Here is a 21,817-nt window from a genome sequence, read left to right as displayed (position 1 = left end):
TCCCGCTCTTCCTGATACTCAGGTCCGCTTGAGGGTCCGCACCGGCTCTCCGGGCTTCCAGACCTGCACGACGAGAAACTTCTCGTCCTCGACGTAGGTCCGCACGACCTCCGACAACTCGGTGCGGAAGAGGTGGAACGGCTCCGGCGGTTCCACCTCTTTCATGTACGCCCCCTTCACCCCGGCATCCGTCACCTCCACCGCCCGCCCGCTCACCCGTACGTCCCCGCCGTGGGTGTCCGTCCCCGGCCCCGGGTTCGCCTGCAGCGCGAAGCGCGCATCACGCCGCAGATCCAAGGCCTTGAGCGAGTCGGGCATCATCCCGAGCCACAACTCGCCGTCCAGGAACCGCACTTCGAGCCCGGTCGTACGCGGCGACCCGTCCTTGCGCAGAGTCGCGAGCACGTGGTGCGTGAAGGCGCCGAACCGTTCCTCGACGGTCGCGGCGAGGTCCGGTTCGGCGGCGGTGAAGGTGGCCCAGTTCGCTGTCATACGGCGAGTGTTCCGCCGATATCCGACAACCTCTGTCCTCTTTACAGACCTGCACTGCCCTTTTCGACCGACCGGCGGTAACTTCTCGCCCTTACGACAAACCCAGTGCTGGAGGACCGATGCACGGGCCGACGCCGCCCTCCCCCCTGCCCACCGACCGGCTGCGGTTCGCCATGCCGCCGATGCACGAGTCGGTCGAGGACGAACGCCGGCACCGCAAGGAACGCCTCGCGGGTGCCCTGCGCCTGTTCGGCCGGCTCGGCTTCGAGGACGGGGTCTCGGGCCACATCACCGCCCGCGACCCCGAGTTCAGCGACTGCTTCTGGGTCAACCCCTTCGGGATGCCCTTCCGGCACGTCACCGTCAGCGACCTCGTGCTCTCCAACTCGGAGGGCCAGGTCCTCCAGGGCGGCCACCATGTGAACCAGGCCGCCTTCACCGTGCACTCCCAGGTCCACGCCGCCCGCCCGGACGTCGTCGCGGTCGCCCACTGCCACTCCGTGCACGGCCGCGCCCTCTCCGCCCTCGGTGACTTCCTCGACCCGATCAGCCAGGAGAGCTGCGCCTTCTACGAGGACCACGCGCTCTACGACGCCTACAGCGGGGTCTCCGTCGACGCCGAGGAGGGCAAGCGGATCGCCGCCGCGCTGGGCTCCCGCAAGGCGCTCGTGCTGCGCAACCACGGCCTGCTGACCGTCGGCGACTCGGTGGACGCGGCGGCCTGGTGGTTCCTGTCCATGGAACGCTCCTGCCAAGTGCAGCTCCTCGCCAAGGCGGCCGGCCGCCCCCTCCTCATCGACCACAAACTCGCCGTCGCCACCCGCGAACAGACCGGCGGCGACCTCGTGGCGTGGATCAACTACCAGCCCCTGTGGCAGGACATCAGCCGCAGCGAACCCGACCTCCTCAGCTGAGGCCCCTCTGTCCGATCTATCGGAAACCGCGCAGCACCGCCGCCTTGGTCATCCTGAACTCCTCGTCCGTGAGCACCCCTTCCCGGTGCAGTTCGCCCAACTCCCGCAGCCTGCGCAGGAGTACGTCGTGATGGTCGGCCGGAGGCGGAACGGTGGCCGCTCGCGGTGGCCGGTCAGTGAACTCGCCGTTCTCCAGCTCACGGACCGAGGGATGCGGCAGCCGCGCGGTCACCGCCGTCGCCACCAGCGCGGTGAGCAGATCACGGCGGGTGCTGCCCCACAGGTCGAGGGCGTACGGGTCTTTCTCCGGCGGCAGTTTGGAGAACACCGTCTCCCGGGTCACGAACCGCATGAACCCGTCCTCGTAGCCGGAGTTGGGCAGCCACTCCACCTGCACCAGATCGCCCACGGCGACTATCCGCGGCCCGGTGGCCCGCTTGACGCGCTCCGAGGTGTCCGCCCAGTCGATCCGCACCTGCGCGCCGTCGAAGGACACCGTGCCGTCGGAGGACCGGACCGAGACCGGGACCGGCGGGCCCGGCAGCAGATAGGCCTTCGTCGGCTCCTTGGGGATCTGGTCCAGGAGCAGCGCGTGCCGGATCTCCTCCGCCACGTATTCGGCGACCCCGGACCGGTCGATGTCCACGATCAGCCGGTACGGATCCGCCGCGTCCGGCAGCCGCCCACCGGTCGCCTGCAACAGCGGGTCGGCACCCTCGCGCAGCCTCAGCCGCAGCCGGCCACGCCTGCGTTCGGGTTCGTAGACGACGCCCGCGACGGCTTCGAGAGGCACCGCGATCTCGCCGTACGTCTGCCGGAACAGGGGCACGGAGCGGTGAAGTCCCGGGGTGATCCTGACCGTTGTGCCGTCGAAGGCCCAGGTCCCGTCGCGCTGGATGATCTCGGCCATAGGGAAATTCTCGCAGCCGGGTCAACACGGCGGTGCTCACTTCACCCGCGCTGACCAGACCTGCCGGACGCGAGCCGTGTCCCGTAGGGCACAATCCGCTGTTGTCGTGCGGGAGTTGCAAGGCGGTGGCCAAAGGCTTCGGAGCCGGTCGCCGAACGTGAGGGCCCGGGGTCGAGGGCCGAGGTCCATGAGGGTCGTGGGGAAGGCAGGCGTCGGGCGTGGCGGTGCAGGAGGCGAGACAGGGCGGCGAGCACATCGGTGCCCACGGAGGGGGCTGCACCTGCGGGGACTGCCCGCACGGAGCACGCGAGGGGCATCGGCGCGCGGTCGCCGCGTTCCTGGTCAAGCGGGACGGCTTCGCGGCCGGCGAGGGCCTGCCCGCGGCGGTGGCGCACTCGGCGTCCGCCTCCCGGCAGTGGGTCTCGGACGAACTGACCCAGTCCGCCGACGACGTCGCCGAACGCGGCCGTGCCGAGGGCGGCGCCTGGCTGGCGCGCCTGTGGCACCGCACGGCCCTCGCCGTGTGGGGCGGCTTCGTCGTACTGCTTCTGGTACAGGCGTTCACCGCGATCGGCGCGGGCTGGACGGCGGCCCGCACGGCCGGACTGCTGGCCGCGCTCGTGGTCGCCGGCGCGCTGACTGCCGCCTCCTGGTTCCACCGGGCGCGCGGCGGGGCACTGGCCCCGGTCATCGGTGAGGACAACCGGCTGTCGACCTCCCGCGCGGTGGCCGTGTCCTGGGTGCTGTTCGTGGCGTACGCGGTGCTGGTCCTGGCCGGCCGCCTCGCCGCCGCCTCCGACCACGCCGAACGCGACGCCCTCATCTCCGGCCTCGAACTCGCCCGCGGCGCCGGTGTGGTGACCGTCCTCGCCGTGGTCTGCGCGATCGCCGTACTCGTCCGCCGGGTCGTCGGCCTGCGGGTCCTCGGCCAGCGCCTCCAGAAGATCCCCGCCGACCGCCCGCGCGCGGCCGACCTCCTCACCGACGACGCCGGACGCGGCACCTTCGCCGACATCCAGTACGTCGCGATCAGCGCCGTCGCCCTCGTCTTCGCGGCCGTGAGACTCGCCCGCCGCCCCGACCAACTGCCCGATCTGCCCTGGGGCTTGGCGGTGGTGGTGTTGATCTCCGCCGCGACATACCTGGCCGGCAAGTACGCGGAGGGCGGCCGTCCGGTCATCCTCTCGGTGGTGCGTTCCCGCGAGGCGGGCGACCTCGACGCCCCGATCCGCACCGGAGACGACATCGAGATCCGCGGCGCCGGCTTCGTCCCCCCGGGCGCCCAGACCGCCGACCGCCTCTCCCGCATGGTCGTCCGCATCGGGCCGGTCAACGTCCACGTCCCCCTGGTCCCGGTCACCGGCGGCTTCTCCAACCCGACGGACACCCTCCTGACCGTCCCGGTCCCCGTGGACGTCGAGCCCGGACGGGTGGAAGTACAGGTCGTGACCGCGGCCGGCGTGGAGACGAACGCCTGCGTCGTCGACGTGGCGGACTGACCCGGCCGATGGATGAGCGAGGACGTCCTGCGGGTGCCCGGCGGATCCGCGCCCACATCTGAATATCCATAGAACGTCGTCGGTCGCCGCCCGAACGGGGCCGAATTCCGAAAAACTGTCCGAAGCATGGTTGAGCGGGTCCCCCTTTTCGTACGTATGGTCTGTTGAGGGGTCAACGGCGGGCGAGAGGCGGCTAAGGGCGATGACTCACGGCACTCGAATGGATACGCAAACCCCGTACCTCGACGGCGACCGGAGCTGGCGGGACACCGCCACCCGATACGCCCTGCTTCCACTGCGCGTCTTCCTGGGCGTCACCTTCATCTACGCGGGCCTGGACAAACTCACCAGCAGCGAATTCATGAAGGCCTCCGGTGCCGGGTCGATCGGCGAGACGATGCGCGGGGTGCGTGACTCCTCGGCCATCCCCGCCCTGGTGGACCTCGCCCTGAAGAGCCCCGTCGGCTTCGGCTACGCCATGGCCTTCGGTGAACTCGCCGTCGGTATCGGCACGTTGATCGGCCTGCTGGCCCGCATCGCCGCACTCGGCGGCGCGCTGATCTCCCTCAGCCTGTGGCTGACCATCAGCTGGCAGTCCGACCCGTACTACTACGGCAACGACCTCGCCTATCTGATGGCCTGGCTGCCCCTCGTCCTCGCCGGTGCCTCCGTGTTCTCCCTGGACGCGGCACTACGAGCGAGGCGAAGGCAGCGGGCGGGCGGCTACCGGTAGTCAGCCCTCAGCCGGATATCTCAGGACCGGGGTCGGCCGTGCTCGTACGGCCGGCCCTGCGTCGTCTGCGGACCGCCCCGTTGATGCCCGCCACCACACCGGCCAGCACCAGACCGGCCACGACCAGTGGGATCACGGCGAACCACTCGGTCACCCACAGCCCGCCCGCGTCCCCGGCGTAGGCCACGCCGGCGGCGACGAGGAAGAGGCCGATGACCAGCTTCCCGGGCTGGAACTCATGACGCAGCACGGCTGACCTCCGCCTGTCCGACGTCGACCCGGAGGTCCAGGTCCAGCGTGCCGGTGCTCTTCACGCCCGTCGCCGGGGTCAGAGTGACCTGCTTGTGCTTGCCCGGTTCCACGTCCACGTCCTTCTTGTCGTCACCGGGCAACTGGATGTCCCCGACGCCCACGTCCACACTCAGTTTCACCGTCACGTCCGACGGCACGATCACCTTCAACTGCCCGATGCCCACGGTGGCGTACGTCGTCACCGTCTGCCCCTTTGTCAGCCTCAGCCGGGTCAGGTCCAGGGTGCCCACGCCGTTCCCCAGGTCGTACTTCGGCTGCACCTGGGTCACCGCCGTGGGCTGCCATGTGAGGCGCTCCCAGTGGGTGGTGAGGTCCTTGGGCAGGGCCGCCGAGGCGGCGAGCAGGCCGGCCGTGACGATCGCGAGGAACACCGAGCCCGCCCCCGTACGCCCCGCGAACGCGCTGACCGCGATCCCCAGTCCGAAGACGACGAGCGCGCAGGCCAGGCCCGTCTGCAAGCTGGTGCCGAGCGCCTGGTCGTCCCATCGCGCGCCGGTGCCGAGGGCACCGGCGAACAGGGCGAGCAGGAAGACCCAGCCGCCGATCCAGCGAGGACCGCGCGGCTTCGGGGCGGGCGGGCGCGGGGGCCGCAGATCCTGGGGCCAGTGCGGGTAGGAAGGGCCGAGGCTGATGTGGACCGCGTCCGCGATGTCGCGGGTGCGGGAGTCGCCGGGGCCCCAGAGATACCCGGTGCCACCGACGTGGGTGCCGTCCTTGACGATCGGATCGCGCCACCAGGAGGGATATGAGGCGGGCACCGGCGGTGCCTGGGCCTCCGGCGGGGCGTCCGCGACGGCCTGCGCGGCCAGCGGGTCGGGGTCGGGGGCGCCGCGCTGCTGCGACCAGTACCCCGCGCCCGCCAGCAGGAGGGAGAGGACGACGGCGAAGGTGAGCACGCTGCCGTTGCTCAGCATCGACAGGAACACACCACAGCCGACCAGCGCGAACAGCACGGCGGCCAGAGCCTGGCCGTCGACGCGGCCGGTGAAGAGCTTGCGGACCTCGTTCTCCTCCTCGTCGTCGTACGGGACCAAGAGCCAGGCGAAGCCGTAGAAGATGAGGCCGATGCCGCCCGTCGCCGAGAGCACCGCGAGCGTGATCCGGAAGATCACCGGGTCCATGTCGCACTGCCGCCCGAGCCCCGCGCACACGCCCGCGAGCACCTTGAACCGCCGGTCCCGCCGGAACCGGTGCGGTGGCGCGGCCGTGAGGGTGTCGCCGGGCGCGGCGCCCGGCGACGCGGCGCCCGGCGACGACGCGGCACCCGCTGCGGGCACGGCGTCCTGCGGCCCGCCGCCCGCTGCCGGGCCGGGGCCGGAGCCGGGTCCCGGACCCGTCGCGGCGTGCTCGTGATCTGTCATGCGTCCATGCTGCCCGCCGCGAGCCGCCGATGGCAGTCGGGACGACCCTGGCCGAACCCTGAAATCCGCCCTGACACGGACCGGGGGAGTGTTCGACACCGACCCCGACACCGCGCCCGACACCGCGAAAGGCCCCTGAGCCACGCCGATTCCGAAGATCAGGGGAGTCTCCGGGGCCGACCCTGATGCTCCGGGCGGCGGGCCGTGTGAACATCGGTGGCATGCCGGAAGCCGCAGCAGTGCCAGTCGAGGACCCGCGGCCGCCGCGCAAGCTCTACCGCAGCAGCGACGGACGCTGGCTCGGCGGAGTGGCGCGGGGGCTCGCCGGGCATCTCGGCCTGCCGGTGATCTGGGTGCGGCTGGTGTTCGTGGGGCTGTTCCTCGCCGACGGACTCGGCGCGCTGTTGTACGCCTCGTTCTGGTTCTTCGTGCCGCTCGGCGTCGGCGGCGTCGCCGGCCAGCGGCCCCCGTCGCTCGTCTCCACCGAGACCTCGCCGGACGGCCGCCGCAGACTCGTCGCCCGCAAGCCGGACAAGGGCCAGATCGTCGCCCTGCTCCTCATGGTCGTCGTGGCACTGGTCTTCGTCGGCAATGTGAATCTGGGCGACGGCGCCAAGGCCTATCTCTTCCCGGTCGTCCTCGTCGGCGCGGGCGTGGCCCTCGTCTGGCGCCAGGCGGACAACGCCCGCCGTGCCCGCTGGGCCGAGGTCGGCGGCCGGCGCCGTACGCTCAGCCTGCTGCGTGCGGGCGGCGGCGTCCTGCTGGTCACCGCCGGCGCCACCGCGATCTTCGTCCTGCAGGGCTCCGCCGCCCACCTCGGTTCGGTGCTCCAGGCCGCCCTCGCGGTCCTCGTCGGCATCACCCTGCTCGCCGGCCCGTACCTCGTGCGGATGACCCAGGACCTCTCCGAGGAGCGCCTGATGCGCATCCGCGCCCAGGAGCGCGCCGAGGTCGCCGCGCATGTCCACGACTCCGTGCTGCACACCCTGACCCTGATCCAGCGCAACGCGGAGAGCCCGGCCGAGGTGCGCCGCCTGGCCCGCGCCCAGGAGCGCGATCTGCGCGCCTGGCTCTACAAACCGGAGGGCACCGGCAAGGACGAGGCCGACGAACCCGACACCCTCGCCGAGGCGGTGCGGCGCAGCGCGGCCGAGGTCGAGGACAAGCACGGAGTCCCCATCGAGGTCGTCATCGTCGGGGACTGCCCGCTCGACGAGAGAATCGGTGCCCAGATGCAGGCCGCGCGCGAGGCGATGGTGAACGCGGCCAAGTACGGTGGCGAGGGCGGCGCCGTGCAGGTCTACGCCGAGGTGGAGGGGAAGAAGGTCTTCGTGTCCGTCCGCGACCGCGGACCGGGCTTCGACCTGGACTCGATACCCGCCGACCGCATGGGCGTCAGAGAATCGATCATCGGCCGTATGGAGCGACACGGCGGCACGGCACGGCTGCGCGCGGTGCCGGACGGCGGTACCGAGGTCGAGTTGGAGATGGAGAGGGCGGAGAAGACGTCATGAGCGACGCGACCGAGACGAACGAGCCTGTGGAGCCGACCGGCGGGAGCGCGGGCGGGCGTCACGTGCGCGTGGTCCTCGTCGACGACCACCGCATGTTCCGTACGGGGGTCCAGGCGGAGATCGGCCGCACCGAGGAGACCGGTGTCGAGGTGGTCGGCGAGGCAGCGGACGTCGACCAGGCGGTCACGGTCATCACCGCGACCCGCCCCGAGGTGGTCCTCCTCGACGTCCACCTGCCGGGCGGCGGCGGGGTCGAAGTCCTGCGCCGCTGCGCCCCGTTGATGAGCGACGCGGAGCAGCCCGTCCGCTTCCTCGCGCTGTCCGTGTCGGACGCGGCGGAGGACGTGATCGGGGTGATCCGCGGCGGTGCGCGTGGCTACGTCACCAAGACGATCACCGGCACGGACCTCGTCAACTCCGTCTTCCGGGTCCAGGAGGGCGACGCGGTCTTCTCCCCGCGGCTGGCCGGCTTCGTCCTCGACGCCTTCGCGTCGACCGACGCCCCGCCGGTCGACGAGGACCTCGACCGCCTCACCCAGCGCGAGCGCGAGGTCCTGCGTCTCATCGCCCGCGGCTACGCCTACAAGGAGATCGCCAAGCAGCTGTTCATCTCGGTGAAGACGGTCGAGTCCCATGTCTCGGCGGTGCTGCGCAAGCTCCAGCTGTCGAACCGGCACGAGCTGACCCGCTGGGCGACGGCACGCCGACTGGTGTGACCCGTAAGGGAGTTCACACCACCCGCGTCGCGCCGGCGAACGGCATCTGGTCGATCGGCGCCAGCCGCACCGGAGCCGACGGGTTCGGGGCGTGGATCATCTGGCCGTCGCCGACGTAGATGCCGACGTGACTGATGCCCGAGTAGAAGAACACCAGGTCGCCGGGGCGCAGTTCGTCCCGGGAGACCCGCTGGCCGGCGTTGATCTGGGCGTAGGTGGTGCGCGGCAGCGAGACGCCGGCGGAGTTGTAGGCCGCCTGGACGAGGCCCGAGCAGTCGAAGGCGTTGGGGCCGGTCGCGCCCCACACGTAAGGGCTGCCGAGCTTCTGGTAGGCGTAGGAAACTGCCGCCGCCGCACGGGAGTTGGGGGCGTCGGCCGTGGCGGCGGCGGAGCCGGGCGCGTGCAGCCCGTCGCGTGCCGTGGTCGCCGACCGTGACGCGCGCCCCGAGGTGCCCGCGGTCTGCTCGACCCGGGTCCGCTGCTGCGGAGGCAGTGCGGACAGCAGCCGTCGTGCCTGGTCCAGCTTCCCGTTGATCGTCTTCTTCTGCCTGCCCAGCTCCGCCTGCCGCGACTTGAGCGAGGTCAGCTCGACGTGCGCGGCGCCGCGCAACTGCTCGATCTCCCGCAGCTGTTGACGCACGAGAGCGACGGCCGCCGTCTGCCGGTGGCCCGCCCGGTCGGCGAACTCGGCGCCGTCCAGATACTGTTCGGGGTCGTCCGAGAGCATGAGCTGCACCGAGGGGTCGATGCCGCCGCTGCGGTACTGGGCGGCGGCCACGTAACCCAGCGCGTCCCGTGCCGAATTGAGCTTCTCCGTCTTGCGCGCCGCCTCGTCCCGCAGGGTGTTCAGCTGCTTCTCGGCCGCGTCCGCCTTCTCCTTCGCGCCGTCGTACTTCTCGGTGGCCACCTCGGCCTCCTGGTACAGCTTGTCCACCTTGGCCTTGACCTGTGTCGGTGTCAGCTGTGGCTCGGCGTGCGAGGTCCCGTCGAAGCCGGTCGCCGTCGCCGCGCCCGCGAGGGCGATCGTGGCGGCGGTGCGGGCCGTATGGCCGCTGAGCGAGCGCTGTCGGGGCTTGCGGTGCGCTGCCACCTGGACTGCACGTCCTTTCGTACGACCGCCGGGGGAGCGGGCGGTTTGCGCGTCCGGCGACGGCCCGCACAGGGGGAGCCGGCCGCCGCCGGACCTTCTCGGCGGTGGTGTCCGACGGCCGCCCCTGGTCCGGGCGGCGGTGGGGAGCCGGTCACCTGGTGGAGGACGCTAAACCTGGAGATGACGGCCCGGTAACGCATGTCCGGAAATGATGTGAGGTGATCGTCTTTTGACGCCAAGTGACTGTGATTCCGGTCCGGGGCCACCGCCTTCACGCGGCGCGCTGACCGATGCGGCGGTTCCGGTGCGGCGGGTGGTGACGCGGTGCTATGGGCCGCATATATGCGAGGTCATGTGAGTGACAGGGCAGCCCGGTGTCGGCCGGCCCCGGGCCCCTGCATAGGCTCCGGAACCATGGACGTACTCATCCATCTCTTCGTCGGCCTGCACATCATCGGCATCGCCGCGCTGCTCGGTGGTTTCCTCACCCAGATGAAGTCGATGAGCCAGGGCACGGCCCGCTTCGTGCCCGGCATGCTGCACGGCGCGCTGACCATGCTGTTCACCGGCGCGATCCTGTTCGGCCTCAATCAGGTCGCCGGTCACCACGTCGACACCATCAAGATCGGCGTCAAGCTCGCGGTGCTGATCGTGATCCTCGGCCTCGTCTATGTGAACCGGGACGAGGAAAGCGTCGACAAGAACCAGTTCGCCCTGGTCGGCGGTCTCACCATGGTCAACATCTTCATCGCGGTCCTGTGGACGTGACCCCGGACGTGCCGGCGCGATAGAACCGGACCGTCCCCGCGGCCACCACCAGCCAGGCCGCCACCGCGATCCACAGCACCACCTGCCCCGGCGTCCTGAGCCACGAGACGTCCACGGCGGTGCCCACCGACGGCATGGTCGCCGCCGTCATCCCCAGCGGGAACACCGTCGACCAGCGGCGCAGGTCGAAACGCAGCCGCGGCCAGACGATCTCGGCGGCGAGCAGAACCACGCACCAGGCCACATCGAGCACGAGCAGCGCCACGGTCACGGCCCGCAGGACACCCCGGTCGTCGGAGTTCCACAGATACAGGCGGACGCTGTCGGCGGCGATCAGCTTCGACCCGGCCAGCGCCGACACGGCCAGGGCGCCGCCGACGATCCAGTGGTCACCGGCCCCGATGATCACCTGCCGCCACTCGAAACGGGCCAGCGCGAACCCGTAGAGGACCAGCCCGAACCAGAACAGCACCAGCGCGGTGTGCGCGAGCCAGGCCACCGACTCGGCCCCGGCGATCGTGGCCCCCAGCACGGCCAGCGACTGCGTGGCCACACAGCCGAGGAACACCGTCCCGGGCATACGGCCATGCCAGTTCCCCAGGACCCGCACCAGCAACCCCGGCCACAGCACCGCCGCCAGCGCGAGCAGTGCCTCCGCCACGGTCTGCCAGTCGGCCATCGAGAACCGGGTTCCGAGTACGGCGGTCGCGGCGACGGCGGTCACAGCACCGGGCGTTCCCGCCTCCGTGAGCCATCTCCGCCGGTCCCGCAGCAGCCGTACGGCGAAGTCCGCGGCCAGTCCCAGCCAGAAGGCGCAGGCCAGCGCGAAGGTGATACGGGACAGCACCTCGTACCCGGTGAGATGCAGGCCGACCGAGATGATGCCGGTCGCCATGACGACGGCTCCGGCCGCCGGCGGACGCTGCGCCCACCAGGCACGGAAGCGGGAGGTACCGGTACCGGACATGGGTCCGATGCTAGGGAGCGGCCCCGGTGCGGGCAGGGGGCCACGCGCGCGTGGCCGCCGAAAACACCTGCACGCGTGCGTGGCCGTCAAAAACACTCCCGGACTCGGCTCAGGCCGGCCGCACCACGCTGTGGATGAGCGAGGCGTCCCCGTAGTGGATCGACTCCTCGCGGACGTAGGCGCCGGGCTTCGGGGCGTGGATCATCGTGCCGTCGCCCACGTAGACACCGACGTGACTGGCGTCGTCGTGGAAGAAGACCAGGTCACCGGGTTGCGCGTCGGCCAGGTGGACTGTCGTGCCGGCGTTCGACTGGGCGGCGGTCGCGCGCGGGAGGGCGACTCCGGCGGCCTTCCAGGCGGCCTGGGTAAGGCCCGAGCAGTCGTACGAGCCGGGGCCCGCGGCACCCCAGACGTACGGTTTGCCGACCTGGGCGCGGGCGAAGGCGACGGCCTGCTGCGCGAGTGCCGCCGCTGCCTCTTGGCGCTGCTGCCGCGCGGCCGACTGCGACAACAGTGTGCGGGCGGTGGAGAGCTTCTCCTGGACGGTGGCCTTGGCCGTCCGCGGGTCGCTCCGCGTCCTGTCAGGGGCCTGGAGGCGCTTCCCCGTCGTCGTGGACCGCTCCGTGAGGTGTGCGGCGACCGCGTCCTTGCGGCGGGCGGCCAGCCGGCTCATCACCTGGGCATGGTCGTAGTGGTCGTGCGGGGTGGCGGTGAACGAACTCGGCTTTCCCCGCAGGGAGTTGATCTTCTGCGTGCGCTTGGGCGCGCTGCGCCTCTCGGTCGCCGAGTCCGCCCGGCGGTAGAGGTCGTCGATCTTCTGCTCGACCTCTCCGGGGCTCCGGTCGCCGCCGTCGTCGGCGGGGGTCCATATGCCTGCGATGCGCGAGCCCGCAGAACGCGGCTTGCGGTGCGACGACGCCAAGGAGGCGACTCCTTCCGGGGTCGGTGGGGCCGTGGAGCTTGATCGCACGCTAACCAATTTGTGTGGCTTGTGTGAAGGTCGATGGCCGATATGCCCGATACGTTTGAGTGACCTCGGTCATGTGTGCGTCTGGCCGTCGCTGACCGTTGTCGACCGGTTCTGGACCGTGAATTTTCCCGAGTTCTCGGGGTGGCGGCCGGTTGTCAGTGGGGCGCCCTAAACTCGGAGGGCGATGAGCAGCCTCTTTGACGACAGCTTCCTGGCGGATCTCAAGGCCCCTCGGGCCCACGAGGAAGAGCCCCCGCCACCGCCCGAGGACGAGCACGGACCGGAGCCGGTTCCGGACGACCTGTTCGGCGGGAAGTTCGACGTGCCCGCGAGCAGAGACGCCTACTACCGGGACGGCGCCCCGCGCCCGGCGGTGGACCCGGCAGCCCTCCTGGACGGGCTGAACGAGAACCAGCGCGCGGCAGTCGTCCACTCCGGCACCCCGCTGCTCATCGTGGCCGGCGCGGGCTCCGGCAAGACCCGTGTGCTCACCCACCGCATCGCCCACCTCCTCGGCGAGCGCCATGTGCACCCGGGCCAGATCCTCGCGATCACCTTCACCAACAAGGCCGCGGGCGAGATGAAGGAGCGCGTCGAGCAGCTCGTCGGCCCGCGCGCCAACGCGATGTGGGTGATGACCTTCCACAGCGCGTGCGTGCGCATCCTGCGCCGCGAGTCGAAGAAGCTCGGCTTCACCTCCTCGTTCTCGATCTACGACGCCGCCGACTCCAAGCGCCTGATGGCCCTGGTCTGCCGTGACCTGGACCTCGACCCGAAGCGTTACCCGCCCAAGTCGTTCAGCGCCCAGATCTCCAACCTGAAGAACGAACTGGTCGACGAGGAGGACTTCGCCGCCCGCGCGGCCGACGGCTTCGAGAAGACCCTCGCCCAGGCCTACGCCATGTACCAGTCGCGGTTGCGCGAGGCCAACGCCCTCGACTTCGACGACCTGATCATGACGACGGTCAACCTGCTCCGCGCCTTCCCGGACGTCGCCGAGCACTACCGCCGCCGCTTCCGCCACGTCATGGTCGACGAGTACCAGGACACCAACCACGCGCAGTACGCGCTCGTACGGGAACTCGTCGGCACCGGCGCGCACGACGAGGACGTACCCCCGAGCGAACACGACCTGCCGCCCGCCGAGTTGTGCGTCGTGGGCGACGCCGACCAGTCGATCTACGCCTTCCGGGGCGCGACGATCCGCAACATCCTCCAGTTCGAGGAGGACTACCCGAACGCGACGACGATCCTCCTGGAGCAGAACTACCGCTCCACACAGACGATCCTCTCCGCCGCCAACGCGGTCATCGAGCGCAACGAGTCGCGCCGCCCCAAGAACCTGTGGACCAACGCGGGCGCGGGCGCGCAGATCACCGGCTATGTGGCCGACACCGAGCACGACGAGGCGCAGTTCGTCGCCGAGGAGATAGACCGTCTCACCGACGCGGGCGAGGCCAAGGCCTCGGACGTCGCCGTCTTCTACCGGACGAACGCCCAGTCCCGTGTCTTCGAGGAGATCTTCATCCGCGTCGGCCTGCCCTACAAGGTCGTCGGCGGTGTCCGCTTCTACGAGCGCAAGGAGGTCCGGGACGTCCTGGCCTACCTCCGCGTCCTGGCCAACCCGGAGGACACGGTCCCGCTGCGCCGCATCCTCAACGTCCCCAAGCGCGGCATCGGCGAGCGCGCCGAGGCGATGATCGACGCCCTCTCGCAGCGCGAGAAGATCAGCTTCCCGCAGGCGCTGAAGCGCGTCGACGAGGCCTACGGCATGGCCGCGCGGTCGACGAACGCGGTCAAGAAGTTCAACACGCTGATGGAGGACCTCCGTACGATCGTCGAGTCCGGCGCCGGCCCGGCGACGGTCCTGGAGGCGATCCTCGAACGCACCGGCTATCTCGCCGAGTTGCAGGCCTCGACCGACCCGCAGGACGAGACCCGCATCGAGAACCTCCAGGAACTCGCCGCCGTGGCCCTGGAGTTCGAGCAGGAGAACAGTGCGGGCGACGGCGAGAGCGAGACGCCCGTCGGGCTCGCCGCCTTCCTGGAGCGGGTGGCGTTGGTCGCCGACTCGGACCAGATCCCCGACGAGGACGAGGACGGCTCCGGAGTCATCACCCTGATGACTCTCCACACCGCTAAGGGACTTGAGTTCCCGGTGGTCTTCCTCACCGGCATGGAGGACGGCGTCTTCCCGCACATGCGTGCCCTCGGCCAGACCAAGGAGCTGGAGGAGGAGCGTCGCCTCGCCTACGTCGGCATCACGCGCGCGCGGGAACGCCTGTACCTGACCCGGTCCTCGCTGCGCAGCGCATGGGGACAGCCGTCGTACAACCCGCCCTCCCGCTTCCTGGAGGAGATCCCGGCGGCGCACGTGGAGTGGAAGCGGACCGGTGCCATGGCGGCCCCGCCGTCCACGGGTCCGGCCTCGGGCATCGCGGCCTCGCTGTCCTCGACCCGCTCGCGCTCGTCGGCGTCGGGCGCGTCGGGCTTCGCCACGCGCAGGGCCTCGGAGAAGCCGGTCGTGTCCCTGGCGGTCGGTGACCGGGTCACCCACGACCAGTTCGGCCTCGGCACGGTCGTCGGCGTGAACGGCACGGGGGCGAACGCGGAGGCGACGGTCGACTTCGGAGAGGCCAAGCCGAAGCGCCTGCTGCTGCGGTACGCGCCGGTGGAAAAGCTGTAGGGGGAGCGGGAGTTACGTCGGGTCGAGCCCGTGGCTGCGAAGCCACGGGAGCGGGTCGATCGCCGCGCCGCCCGCGGGGCGCACCTCGAAGTGCAGGTGCGGGCCGGTCGAGTTGCCGGAGTTCCCGGAGTACGCGATCGGGTCGCCGGCCTTCACCGTCGTACCGGGGGCGACGCGGTAGCTGGAGAGGTGGCAGTACCAGGTCTGCGTGCCGTCCTTCTCCGTGAGGATCAGCATGTTGCCGTAGGCGCTGTTCCACTTGGTGGTGACGACGCCGTCGGTCGCGGCCATCACCGTCGTGCCGTACGAGACGGGGAAGTCGATGCCCGTGTGCACGGACATCCAGTTGACGCCGGCCTGGCCGAAGTAGGCGCTGAGGCCCTTCTGCGTCACCGGCAGCACGTACTTGGGGCGCAGCCGCTCCTTGCGGGCCGCCTCCGCCGCCGCCTTCTTCTTCTCGGCCTCCTGCTGGGCCTTGAGGTCGATACGTTCCTGCGTACGGCTGGCCCGGTCGGCGAAGTCGTCGGCGCCGGCGGACAGGCTCTTGATCTGCGCGTCGAGCTTGTTGTTCGCGACGGAGGGCTTCACCGTGGTCGCGTCGGAGGCGGACGCCGTCGTGTCGCTGCCGCCGGTCAGCGTGCCGACGGACGCGGCGGCGATCCCCGCCACCCCCATCACACACGCGGACGGCACGGCGATCGTCATCAGCGCGGACCGCTTCGGAGGCGTACGGCGCCGGGAACGGCTCCCGTTGCGGCCCGCGGCCCGCGAGGCGGTCGCCGGGGCCGGAGTGAACTCCTCCTGGTCTTCGAGGAGTTCGGGCAGCGCCTCGGATCCGTCCCGGTCCGGCTCGGCCGTGTCGAGGGCGGGCATCTCGCCGGTCGCGGTCAACTCGCCGTCTTCCGGGGCGGGTTCGTCGTACGAGTCCCCGTGTGTCCCGTCGTACGTGCCCTCGTGCGTCATGTCGTACGACGCCTGCTCGAAGGTGGTGGTCGCGTCGGCGGGGCTGCCGTCGGCGTTCCACTGCGTGGCGTCGTAGGCGCCGGTGTCGAAGGCCTGCGTGCCCCATTCCCACTGCTGGGTCTGGTCGGCGGGCGCGGCGGAATGGGCCGACTGGTCGGGCTGGAGCCAGGCGTCGGCGTTCCACTGGCCGCTGTGGTCGTGGCCGGTGGCCTGCGGCGGGATGGCGGACAGCTGCTGGTAGTCGGCCGACCAGGCGGTGGTCCCGTACGCGCCCGTGTCGTTGTAGGCGGCGTGGTGCTGGGCCGCGTACGGGTCGTAGTTCAGGGTGTGTTGACCACCCGTGGACCAGGCCGAGGAGTCGTAGGCGCCGGTGGCGTGCGAGCCGGTGTCGTGGCTCTGCATGTCGCCGAAGAGGGGGTCGGTGGCGAAGCTCGCGGTGGCCTGGCCGATGTCCGCGCCGGGGTGAAAACCCGTGGCGGAGTGGTCGCCGTACGTGGTGAAGTCACCGTACTGAGCGTCCTGTCCGCCGTACGACGCGTACTGCGCCGAGGTGGCATCGGAAGCCGGAGCCGGGGTGGTCATGATCCCCGACGGGTGACGGTCGTTCACCAACTTCCTTCTCTTTCGCCTCGACAACAGGGGCTGGCAGAGCAGTGCGGCGACTGTACCCGGCAGTACGCGGGCCCGACAATCTTCCTCAGGTTTCGCGTCAGCCGGAAACGGGCATTCGGCCGTGTTTCGGGGGACGGCGGGCATGGGTTTGGCCTTGCGTTCGAATGACGTTCGAGGCTGGAGGCTGTTCAGCCGCTGTCGGCGCCCTGTGTGGACGCTTCGAAGAGCATGGAAATGCTTCCCGTGCCGGAGGCCGGGCGCGTTGACTGCGGTCGACGGCATTCGACGTGGGGAGAGCGTCATGAGGGTGTGGAAACGTGCGGGGATCGCTGTGGTGCTGGCAGCGGCGACGGTCGGCCTCGTGGGTCCGGCGGCATCGGCCGCCCCCGCGCAGTGGGAGACAAGCCGCGCGCACCGGCTCGCGCCGACGCAGGGCGCGGCGGTGTTCCCGGCGGCGGAGGCGGGCACCGTCAGTGTTCGGTGCGGGGACCCTTGCTACCAATAGGAGCCGCGCGCCCCTGAAGCGCGGCGCCGGTCAGGCCACCGTCAGGCCGCCCCGGCGAGTGGCGGCAGGCGCTTCCGATCGTGGCGTGTCGAGGGCCTGGCAGATACCCGTCGCGACGGCCGGGTGTACCGGCAGCGCGAGATGGCCGATACCGCTGACCTGCACGTTCTGGGTGATCAGGTCGGGGTGGTCGATGCGGGCGGTCTCCAGCGGCTCCATCAGGTGGTCGAGGTCGCTCCAGAAGCTGACGAAATGCGTACGGCAGCCGGGGGCGGGCAGGCCCAGTTCCTCGATCACCGCCGAGCCGGGCCGCATCTGGCGGACGATCGGATGGGCGTTGGCCAGCGGGACCACGGCGGTGCCGGAGTGCGGGGTCCCGAGCGTCACCAGCGTGCGGACCCGCAGGTCACCGCCGAGCCGCTGCACGTAGTAGCGCGCGATCAGCCCGCCCAGGCTGTGCCCGACGATGTCCACCTGCTCACTGCCCGTGCGCTCGCAGATCTCCTCGATATGCCGGCCGAGCAGCTCGGCGGCGGTCCGGATGTCGCAGGTCAGCGGCGAGTAGTTGAGCGATTCGACCGGCCGGCGCCCGTGCTGGGCCAGGGCCCGGCGCAGCAGCACGAACACCGAGCGGTTGTCGATGAACCCGTGCAACAGCACCACCGGGGGTTTCGCCTCGGTCGGCAGTGGTGCCGCGTCCTCCGGGGAGGGGGCCGGAGGAAGCGGCAGCCTGCGTTCCTGGGTGATGCCGGACGGATAGAGGAGAAGGTGGCCCGCGAGGATCGCGATCTCCAGGGCCGTCGCTTTCAGGAGGGTCATGGAGAGCCCCGCCAGCCTGCTGGGCAGGAGGCGCTGGCAGAGGGGGAGAAGGGGCTGCACCGCCCTGGTGACCTTCATGGCCGACCTCCTGTCGGCACACGGATCGACAGCTCCGTCCCCCGTGTGCCCTCGTGGGAGGCCACCGCGAGGACCACCGGCAAAGCGCGAGGGGTACGCGCGGGGCGGGCGTGGCGCACCTGCCCTGCGTGCCCTTCGTGCCTGCGCCGATGCGCCGCGCCACCACGGCGCGCGGCCTGCGGCGCGGTGGTGCGGCGACCTCGTTGCGGCTCCCGTTGCGCTTGTTCCCGCTGGAACGCTGCGCGGTGAACGTGTCCCATCGTGTGATTTCCCCCTCGGTATCCACCGCGAAACTGCCGGTTGCGGGATGCTGGAGATAACGTTCGTTCACTCCCCGCACCGGCGCGGGTGCCGCGGTACCCGTCGGTAGGGATGAACGCAGTCGCTTCATGGAGGCAGTGATGGGTGTGGCAGCCGGTCCGATCCGCGTGGTGGTGGCCAAGCCGGGGCTCGACGGCCACGACCGCGGGGCCAAGGTGATCGCGCGGGCGCTGCGTGACGCCGGTATGGAGGTCATCTACACCGGCCTCCACCAGACGCCCGAGCAGATCGTCGACACCGCGATCCAGGAGGACGCCGACGCGATCGGCCTGTCCATCCTCTCCGGCGCCCACAACACGCTCTTCGCCGCGGTGATCGACCTGCTGAAGCAGCGCGAGGCGGAGGACATCCTCGTGTTCGGCGGCGGGATCATCCCCGAGGCGGACATCGCCCCCCTCAAGGAGAAGGGCGTCGCGGAGATCTTCACCCCCGGGGCGACCACACAGTCCATCGTCGACTGGGTGCGGGAGAACGTGCGGCAACCGGCCGGGGCGTAAGGCCAGGGGGCTTCGCTTTGCGACGCCGGTGATCATCCCGCCTACGGCGCCTCCAGCTCCGCCGCCATCGTGCCCCGCAACCGCAACGTCGTCACCAACCGCTGAAACGCCTCCGCCCAATAGCCCCCCGCTCCCGGTGCCGCGTCCTCCGACTCGTCCGGCACCGCCAGCAACCCGTCGAGTCGGCTCGCCTCGGCCGGATCGAGACACCGCTCGGCCAGTCCCATCACCCCACTGAAACTCCATGGGTAACTCCCCGCGTCCCGCGCGATGTTGAGCGCGTCCACCACCGCCCGCCCCAGCGGCGCGGCCCACGGCACCGCGCACACCCCGAGCAGCTGAAACGCCTCGGAAAGCCCCTGCGCCGCGATGAACCCGGCCACCCACTCGGCCCGTTCACCCCCGCCCAGCGTGCTCAGCAGCTTGGCGCGCTCGGCCAGCGACACCGCCCCCGGCCCGCCCGCCTCGGGCGCCGACGGCGACCTGAGCAACGCCCGGGACCACTCGGCGTTCCGCTGTCGTACGGCCGCCCGGCACCACGCGGCGTGCAGCTCGCTCCGCCAGTCGTCCGCCACCGCGAGCGCCACGATCTCCCGGGGCGTACGGCCGCCCAGTCGCCGTTCCCAGGTCCCGAGCGGTGTCGCCTCCACCAACTGGCCCAGCCACCACGACCGTTCACCGCGCCCGGCCGGAGCCTTGGCGATCACGCCGTCCCGTTCCATGCCCGGGTCGCACTCGTGCGGTGCCTCCACGACCAGGCCGGGTTCCCCGCTCGTCCGGTCGACGGCCACGCAGGCCGTGGCTCGGACCGCCATCCGCGCGGCGAGCGCCGAGTCCGGGAGCGCCGACAGCAACTCCGCCGCCGTGGCCCGTACGTTGCGGCTCCGGTCGGCCAACGCCTGTTCCAGGAAGGGTTCGTCCTCGGCCGTCAGCCCCGTCCGCAGCGAGTCGAGGAACATCAGCCGGTCCTCCGCCCGCTCCGTCGCCCAGGTGGTGACGAGCAACTCCCGTGCGACCGCGGGCCGTTGTGCGCGTATCGCCGCGAGCAGCGCGACCCGCTCGGCGAACAGCCCCTCCTGCCACAGCTGTTGGACCTGCCCCGGGTCGTCGAGGTCCGGCAGGGCCGTGCCGCCGCCCGGGGTGGCACGGAGGGCGAACCGCCAGTCCGGGTTCAGCCGGGCCAGCCACAACGCGCGCGGGCCCGCGAACTCCAGCGCCGCCGGCCGCAGATCCGTACGCCCCCGGGCCGCGTCCAACAGCGCGGGCAGCACCTGGACGGGCGCGCCGAAACCGCGCGCGTTGACCGCCGCGAGCCACTGGGGCAGCAACTCCATCAGATCGGGCGAGCTGCCCCGCCGTCCCCCGCCGCCCGTGCCCGGACGGTCGGTGAGCAGCATCACCAGTCTGCGGGCCGCCGCCACGGGCAGCGGCGGACGGGTGTCGGGCACGGCAGGCTCCGGCCGCTCGGCCGCCCGCGCCGGACGGAGCCCCGCCCGCCGTCGTACGGTCGCCACGGCCGCCGCGTCCAACAGCGCCACGGGCGCGTCCTGGCCCGGCGCACACCACGAAGGCGTACGGCGGTCCGTGCCGAGCAGCGCCGTGGTGACGAGTTCCTCCCAGTCGCCCGCGGCGGAGGTGCTGTTCATGCGGTGCCTTTCCGTCGAGTTGGTGGGTGCGCTCAGCACAGCGACACCGGCGAATCGGTGGGTGCGCTCAGCACAGGGAGACCGGCTCTCCGGCCGCCTCCGGCCAAGCCGTCAGCGGGGTGAAGCCCCGGTGGCCCAGCTCGCCGAAGACCTTGACCGGGGCGCCGCCGGAGAGCGCGACGAGCCGCCACAGGCCGGGCCGGGAACGGGCGGCGGGAGTGAGGGGGAGCGCCGACTCCGAGTCGGCGTCCGCCAGTTGCCAGGAGTCGCCGTCCGGGGTCGGTACGACGCGGTCCAGGGTCACCGGGACCGCGTCCAGCCACGGGTCGTCCCGCAGCGCCTCCCCGTAGCGGGCAGCGGCCTGTTCCGTCGTCACACCTCGCGGACGTGCCGTCGTCGGCCCCGGCGGCGCGAACTGCTCGCCCAGGGCCGCCCGGAGCTGCCCGGCACCGGGGAACGCGGACACCTCCGCCTCCAGTGCCAGCCCGACCGGCAGCGCGAGTTCGGGGGCACGGCCCGCCGCGCCGTAGGAGAGGAGCAGGCTCGTGCGGTCCGACGCCGTGCCGTGCAGCCATATCCGGCGCGTCGTCAGTTTCGCGTCCGCCGTGTCGTACTGGGCCAGGACCAGCCAACTGTCGCGCACCGGCGGGCCGTCCGCCGAACCGGGCAGGCCGATACGGGAACGGACCGTCGCCGCCAGACCAGCTGGCAGCAACTCGCGGCGCAGCCAGGCCCGGTCGAGAAGATGGAGCAGCGCGCACTCCTCCAGCAGCCGCACCGGCCAGCCCGGTCCCGAGGACGGGATCGCGCCCAACTCCCGTGCCCGCGCGGCCAGTCCGGGCGCCTGCGCGTCGACCATGCGGGCCGCGGTCTCCTCCCACAGCCCGTACCCCGCCTGCTCCGCCGAGGCCAGCCCGGTGCGCAGCAGGTCCGTCAGCCGCTGCTCCAACTCGCCCGCGCCCGCGGTGATCCGCTCGGCCCGGCGCTCCGCCCTGCGCCGCGCCGCCTCCGGATCAGCGGCGGCCGGGGAACCGGACGCGTCCGCCGCCCGTTTCTCCTCCGTCCGCTTGCGCCGCCCCGCCAGCCACTGCTCGGCCCAGTCCGGCGCCTGCCCCGCCGGCACCGCGCCGGCCTCGCCCGCCCACAACAGCAGCAGTCCCAGCGCGTGTTTGCACGGGAACTTGCGGCTCGGACAACTGCACTTGTACGCCGGCCCCGCGGCGTCCGCGATGTCGACGACCGTCTGATACGGCTTGCTGCCGCTGCCCTTGCACAGCCCCCACACCGTCCCCTCGTCGGAACTCCCCGCCTCGGACCACGGCCCCGCCGCCCCGAGCTTGCTTCCCGCTTTGCGTGACGCTGCGTCAGGCGCCAGTGCCAGCACCTGATCAGCCGTCCAGCGCACCCCCTGCTGAGTCATGACATCGAAGGTAGATCCCGGCAC

Annotated in this window: 19 protein-coding genes; 8 read left to right on the top strand and 11 right to left on the bottom strand. The window is 71.4% G+C overall.

The window, feature by feature from the left end; translation table 11 throughout:
- Window positions 1-18: 18 nt before the first annotated feature.
- On the bottom strand, window positions 19-492 hold the full coding sequence (locus ACIBJH_RS03205) for a pyridoxamine 5'-phosphate oxidase family protein (RefSeq protein WP_399115111.1): 474 nt from the start codon (window positions 490-492) through the stop codon (window positions 19-21).
- Window positions 493-611: 119 nt separating this feature from the next.
- On the opposite strand from ACIBJH_RS03205, the gene ACIBJH_RS03200 reads away from it, so the two are divergent.
- Window positions 612-1,406, top strand: a complete 795-nt coding sequence (locus ACIBJH_RS03200) for a class II aldolase/adducin family protein (RefSeq protein WP_399115110.1) — start codon at window positions 612-614, stop codon at window positions 1,404-1,406.
- Window positions 1,407-1,422: 16 nt separating this feature from the next.
- On the opposite strand, the gene ACIBJH_RS03195 is transcribed toward ACIBJH_RS03200, so the two are convergent.
- On the bottom strand, window positions 1,423-2,316 hold the full coding sequence (locus ACIBJH_RS03195; RefSeq protein WP_399115109.1) for a DUF4429 domain-containing protein: 894 nt from the start codon (window positions 2,314-2,316) through the stop codon (window positions 1,423-1,425).
- A gap of 218 nt (window positions 2,317-2,534) precedes the next feature.
- Here ACIBJH_RS03195 and ACIBJH_RS03190 point away from each other — a divergent pair, with 218 nt between their 5' ends.
- The gene (locus ACIBJH_RS03190; protein WP_399115108.1) at window positions 2,535-3,815 is read left to right on the top strand and encodes a hypothetical protein; all 1,281 of its coding nucleotides are present in this window, start codon (window positions 2,535-2,537) and stop codon (window positions 3,813-3,815) included.
- 202 nt (window positions 3,816-4,017) lie between these two features.
- Window positions 4,018-4,548 carry a DoxX family protein gene (locus tag ACIBJH_RS03185; protein WP_399115107.1) on the top strand — a complete coding sequence of 177 codons (531 nt, stop codon included), beginning with the start codon at window positions 4,018-4,020 and terminating at the stop codon, window positions 4,546-4,548.
- Between the two features lie 7 nt (window positions 4,549-4,555).
- On the opposite strand, the gene ACIBJH_RS03180 is transcribed toward ACIBJH_RS03185, so the two are convergent.
- Entirely contained in the window at window positions 4,556-4,798 is a 243-nt protein-coding gene (locus ACIBJH_RS03180) for a hypothetical protein (RefSeq protein ID WP_399115106.1), read from the bottom strand.
- Window positions 4,785-6,221 carry a PspC domain-containing protein gene (locus ACIBJH_RS03175; protein WP_399115105.1) on the bottom strand — a complete coding sequence of 479 codons (1,437 nt, stop codon included), beginning with the start codon at window positions 6,219-6,221 and terminating at the stop codon, window positions 4,785-4,787. Before ACIBJH_RS03175 ends, ACIBJH_RS03180 begins: the two co-directional genes overlap by 14 nt.
- 185 nt (window positions 6,222-6,406) lie before the next feature.
- On the opposite strand from ACIBJH_RS03175, the gene ACIBJH_RS03170 reads away from it, so the two are divergent.
- A complete protein-coding gene (locus ACIBJH_RS03170) occupies window positions 6,407-7,735 on the top strand; it encodes a PspC domain-containing protein (protein WP_399115104.1) in 1,329 nt (442 codons plus the stop codon).
- The gene (locus ACIBJH_RS03165) at window positions 7,732-8,451 is read left to right on the top strand and encodes a response regulator transcription factor (protein ID WP_201052794.1); all 720 of its coding nucleotides are present in this window, start codon (window positions 7,732-7,734) and stop codon (window positions 8,449-8,451) included. Before ACIBJH_RS03170 ends, ACIBJH_RS03165 begins: the two co-directional genes overlap by 4 nt.
- Before the next feature lie 13 nt (window positions 8,452-8,464).
- Here the strand turns inward: ACIBJH_RS03165 and ACIBJH_RS03160 are convergent, their stop codons facing one another.
- Window positions 8,465-9,541: an NlpC/P60 family protein gene (locus tag ACIBJH_RS03160; protein ID WP_399115103.1), complete on the bottom strand. Its 1,077-nt coding sequence runs from the start codon at window positions 9,539-9,541 to the stop codon at window positions 8,465-8,467.
- 414 nt (window positions 9,542-9,955) lie between these two features.
- Between ACIBJH_RS03160 and ACIBJH_RS03155 the strand changes: the two genes are divergently transcribed.
- Window positions 9,956-10,309 carry a hypothetical protein gene (locus ACIBJH_RS03155; RefSeq protein ID WP_399115102.1) on the top strand — a complete coding sequence of 118 codons (354 nt, stop codon included), beginning with the start codon at window positions 9,956-9,958 and terminating at the stop codon, window positions 10,307-10,309.
- On the opposite strand, the gene ACIBJH_RS03150 is transcribed toward ACIBJH_RS03155, so the two are convergent.
- Window positions 10,287-11,276: a tellurite resistance/C4-dicarboxylate transporter family protein gene (locus ACIBJH_RS03150; RefSeq protein WP_399115101.1), complete on the bottom strand. Its 990-nt coding sequence runs from the start codon at window positions 11,274-11,276 to the stop codon at window positions 10,287-10,289. The genes ACIBJH_RS03155 and ACIBJH_RS03150 overlap by 23 nt on opposite strands.
- A gap of 109 nt (window positions 11,277-11,385) precedes the next feature.
- Window positions 11,386-12,198, bottom strand: a complete 813-nt coding sequence (locus ACIBJH_RS03145; protein WP_399115100.1) for a C40 family peptidase — start codon at window positions 12,196-12,198, stop codon at window positions 11,386-11,388.
- A gap of 232 nt (window positions 12,199-12,430) precedes the next feature.
- Between ACIBJH_RS03145 and pcrA the strand changes: the two genes are divergently transcribed.
- Window positions 12,431-14,932: a DNA helicase PcrA gene (gene pcrA / locus ACIBJH_RS03140; protein ID WP_399115099.1), complete on the top strand. Its 2,502-nt coding sequence runs from the start codon at window positions 12,431-12,433 to the stop codon at window positions 14,930-14,932.
- Between the two features lie 12 nt (window positions 14,933-14,944).
- On the opposite strand, the gene ACIBJH_RS03135 is transcribed toward pcrA, so the two are convergent.
- Both ACIBJH_RS03135 and ACIBJH_RS03130 read right to left on the bottom strand, forming a co-directional pair.
- Window positions 14,945-16,477 carry a M23 family metallopeptidase gene (locus tag ACIBJH_RS03135; RefSeq protein ID WP_399115590.1) on the bottom strand — a complete coding sequence of 511 codons (1,533 nt, stop codon included), beginning with the start codon at window positions 16,475-16,477 and terminating at the stop codon, window positions 14,945-14,947.
- A 565-nt stretch (window positions 16,478-17,042) separates the two neighbouring features.
- Complete coding sequence (locus tag ACIBJH_RS03130) at window positions 17,043-17,909, bottom strand: esterase/lipase family protein (protein ID WP_399115098.1); 867 nt, start codon at window positions 17,907-17,909, stop codon at window positions 17,043-17,045.
- A 401-nt stretch (window positions 17,910-18,310) separates the two neighbouring features.
- On the opposite strand from ACIBJH_RS03130, the gene ACIBJH_RS03125 reads away from it, so the two are divergent.
- Window positions 18,311-18,727, top strand: a complete 417-nt coding sequence (locus ACIBJH_RS03125) for a cobalamin B12-binding domain-containing protein (protein WP_019066802.1) — start codon at window positions 18,311-18,313, stop codon at window positions 18,725-18,727.
- Window positions 18,728-18,768: 41 nt separating this feature from the next.
- Here ACIBJH_RS03125 and ACIBJH_RS03120 read toward each other — a convergent pair whose 3' ends face one another.
- Window positions 18,769-20,373 carry a DUF5691 domain-containing protein gene (locus ACIBJH_RS03120; protein ID WP_399115097.1) on the bottom strand — a complete coding sequence of 535 codons (1,605 nt, stop codon included), beginning with the start codon at window positions 20,371-20,373 and terminating at the stop codon, window positions 18,769-18,771.
- Between the two features lie 67 nt (window positions 20,374-20,440).
- Window positions 20,441-21,793: an SWIM zinc finger family protein gene (locus ACIBJH_RS03115; protein WP_399115096.1), complete on the bottom strand. Its 1,353-nt coding sequence runs from the start codon at window positions 21,791-21,793 to the stop codon at window positions 20,441-20,443.
- Window positions 21,794-21,817: the final 24 nt, after the last annotated feature.

It is taken from the genome of Streptomyces sp. NPDC050548 (assembly GCF_044457385.1).
Taxonomy (GTDB): Bacteria; Actinomycetota; Actinomycetes; order Streptomycetales; family Streptomycetaceae; genus Streptomyces.
Note: the sequence above shows the minus strand (reverse complement) of the source record. Positions and strands in the feature narration are given on the sequence as shown.

Coding starts and splice junctions, on each gene's coding strand:
- ACIBJH_RS03205 (WP_399115111.1), bottom strand. CDS start 492: ATGACAGCGAACTGGGCCACCTTCACCGCCGCCGAACCGGACCTCGCC.
- ACIBJH_RS03200 (WP_399115110.1), top strand. CDS start 612: ATGCACGGGCCGACGCCGCCCTCCCCCCTGCCCACCGACCGGCTGCGG.
- ACIBJH_RS03195 (WP_399115109.1), bottom strand. CDS start 2,316: ATGGCCGAGATCATCCAGCGCGACGGGACCTGGGCCTTCGACGGCACA.
- ACIBJH_RS03185 (WP_399115107.1), top strand. CDS start 4,018: ATGACTCACGGCACTCGAATGGATACGCAAACCCCGTACCTCGACGGC.
- ACIBJH_RS03175 (WP_399115105.1), bottom strand. CDS start 6,221: ATGACAGATCACGAGCACGCCGCGACGGGTCCGGGACCCGGCTCCGGC.
- ACIBJH_RS03170 (WP_399115104.1), top strand. CDS start 6,407: ATGCTCCGGGCGGCGGGCCGTGTGAACATCGGTGGCATGCCGGAAGCC.
- ACIBJH_RS03165 (WP_201052794.1), top strand. CDS start 7,732: ATGAGCGACGCGACCGAGACGAACGAGCCTGTGGAGCCGACCGGCGGG.
- ACIBJH_RS03155 (WP_399115102.1), top strand. CDS start 9,956: ATGGACGTACTCATCCATCTCTTCGTCGGCCTGCACATCATCGGCATC.
- ACIBJH_RS03150 (WP_399115101.1), bottom strand. CDS start 11,276: ATGTCCGGTACCGGTACCTCCCGCTTCCGTGCCTGGTGGGCGCAGCGT.
- pcrA (WP_399115099.1), top strand. CDS start 12,431: ATGAGCAGCCTCTTTGACGACAGCTTCCTGGCGGATCTCAAGGCCCCT.
- ACIBJH_RS03135 (WP_399115590.1), bottom strand. CDS start 16,477: ATGACCACCCCGGCTCCGGCTTCCGATGCCACCTCGGCGCAGTACGCG.
- ACIBJH_RS03130 (WP_399115098.1), bottom strand. CDS start 17,909: ATGAAGGTCACCAGGGCGGTGCAGCCCCTTCTCCCCCTCTGCCAGCGC.
- ACIBJH_RS03125 (WP_019066802.1), top strand. CDS start 18,311: ATGGGTGTGGCAGCCGGTCCGATCCGCGTGGTGGTGGCCAAGCCGGGG.
- ACIBJH_RS03120 (WP_399115097.1), bottom strand. CDS start 20,373: ATGAACAGCACCTCCGCCGCGGGCGACTGGGAGGAACTCGTCACCACG.
- ACIBJH_RS03115 (WP_399115096.1), bottom strand. CDS start 21,793: ATGACTCAGCAGGGGGTGCGCTGGACGGCTGATCAGGTGCTGGCACTG.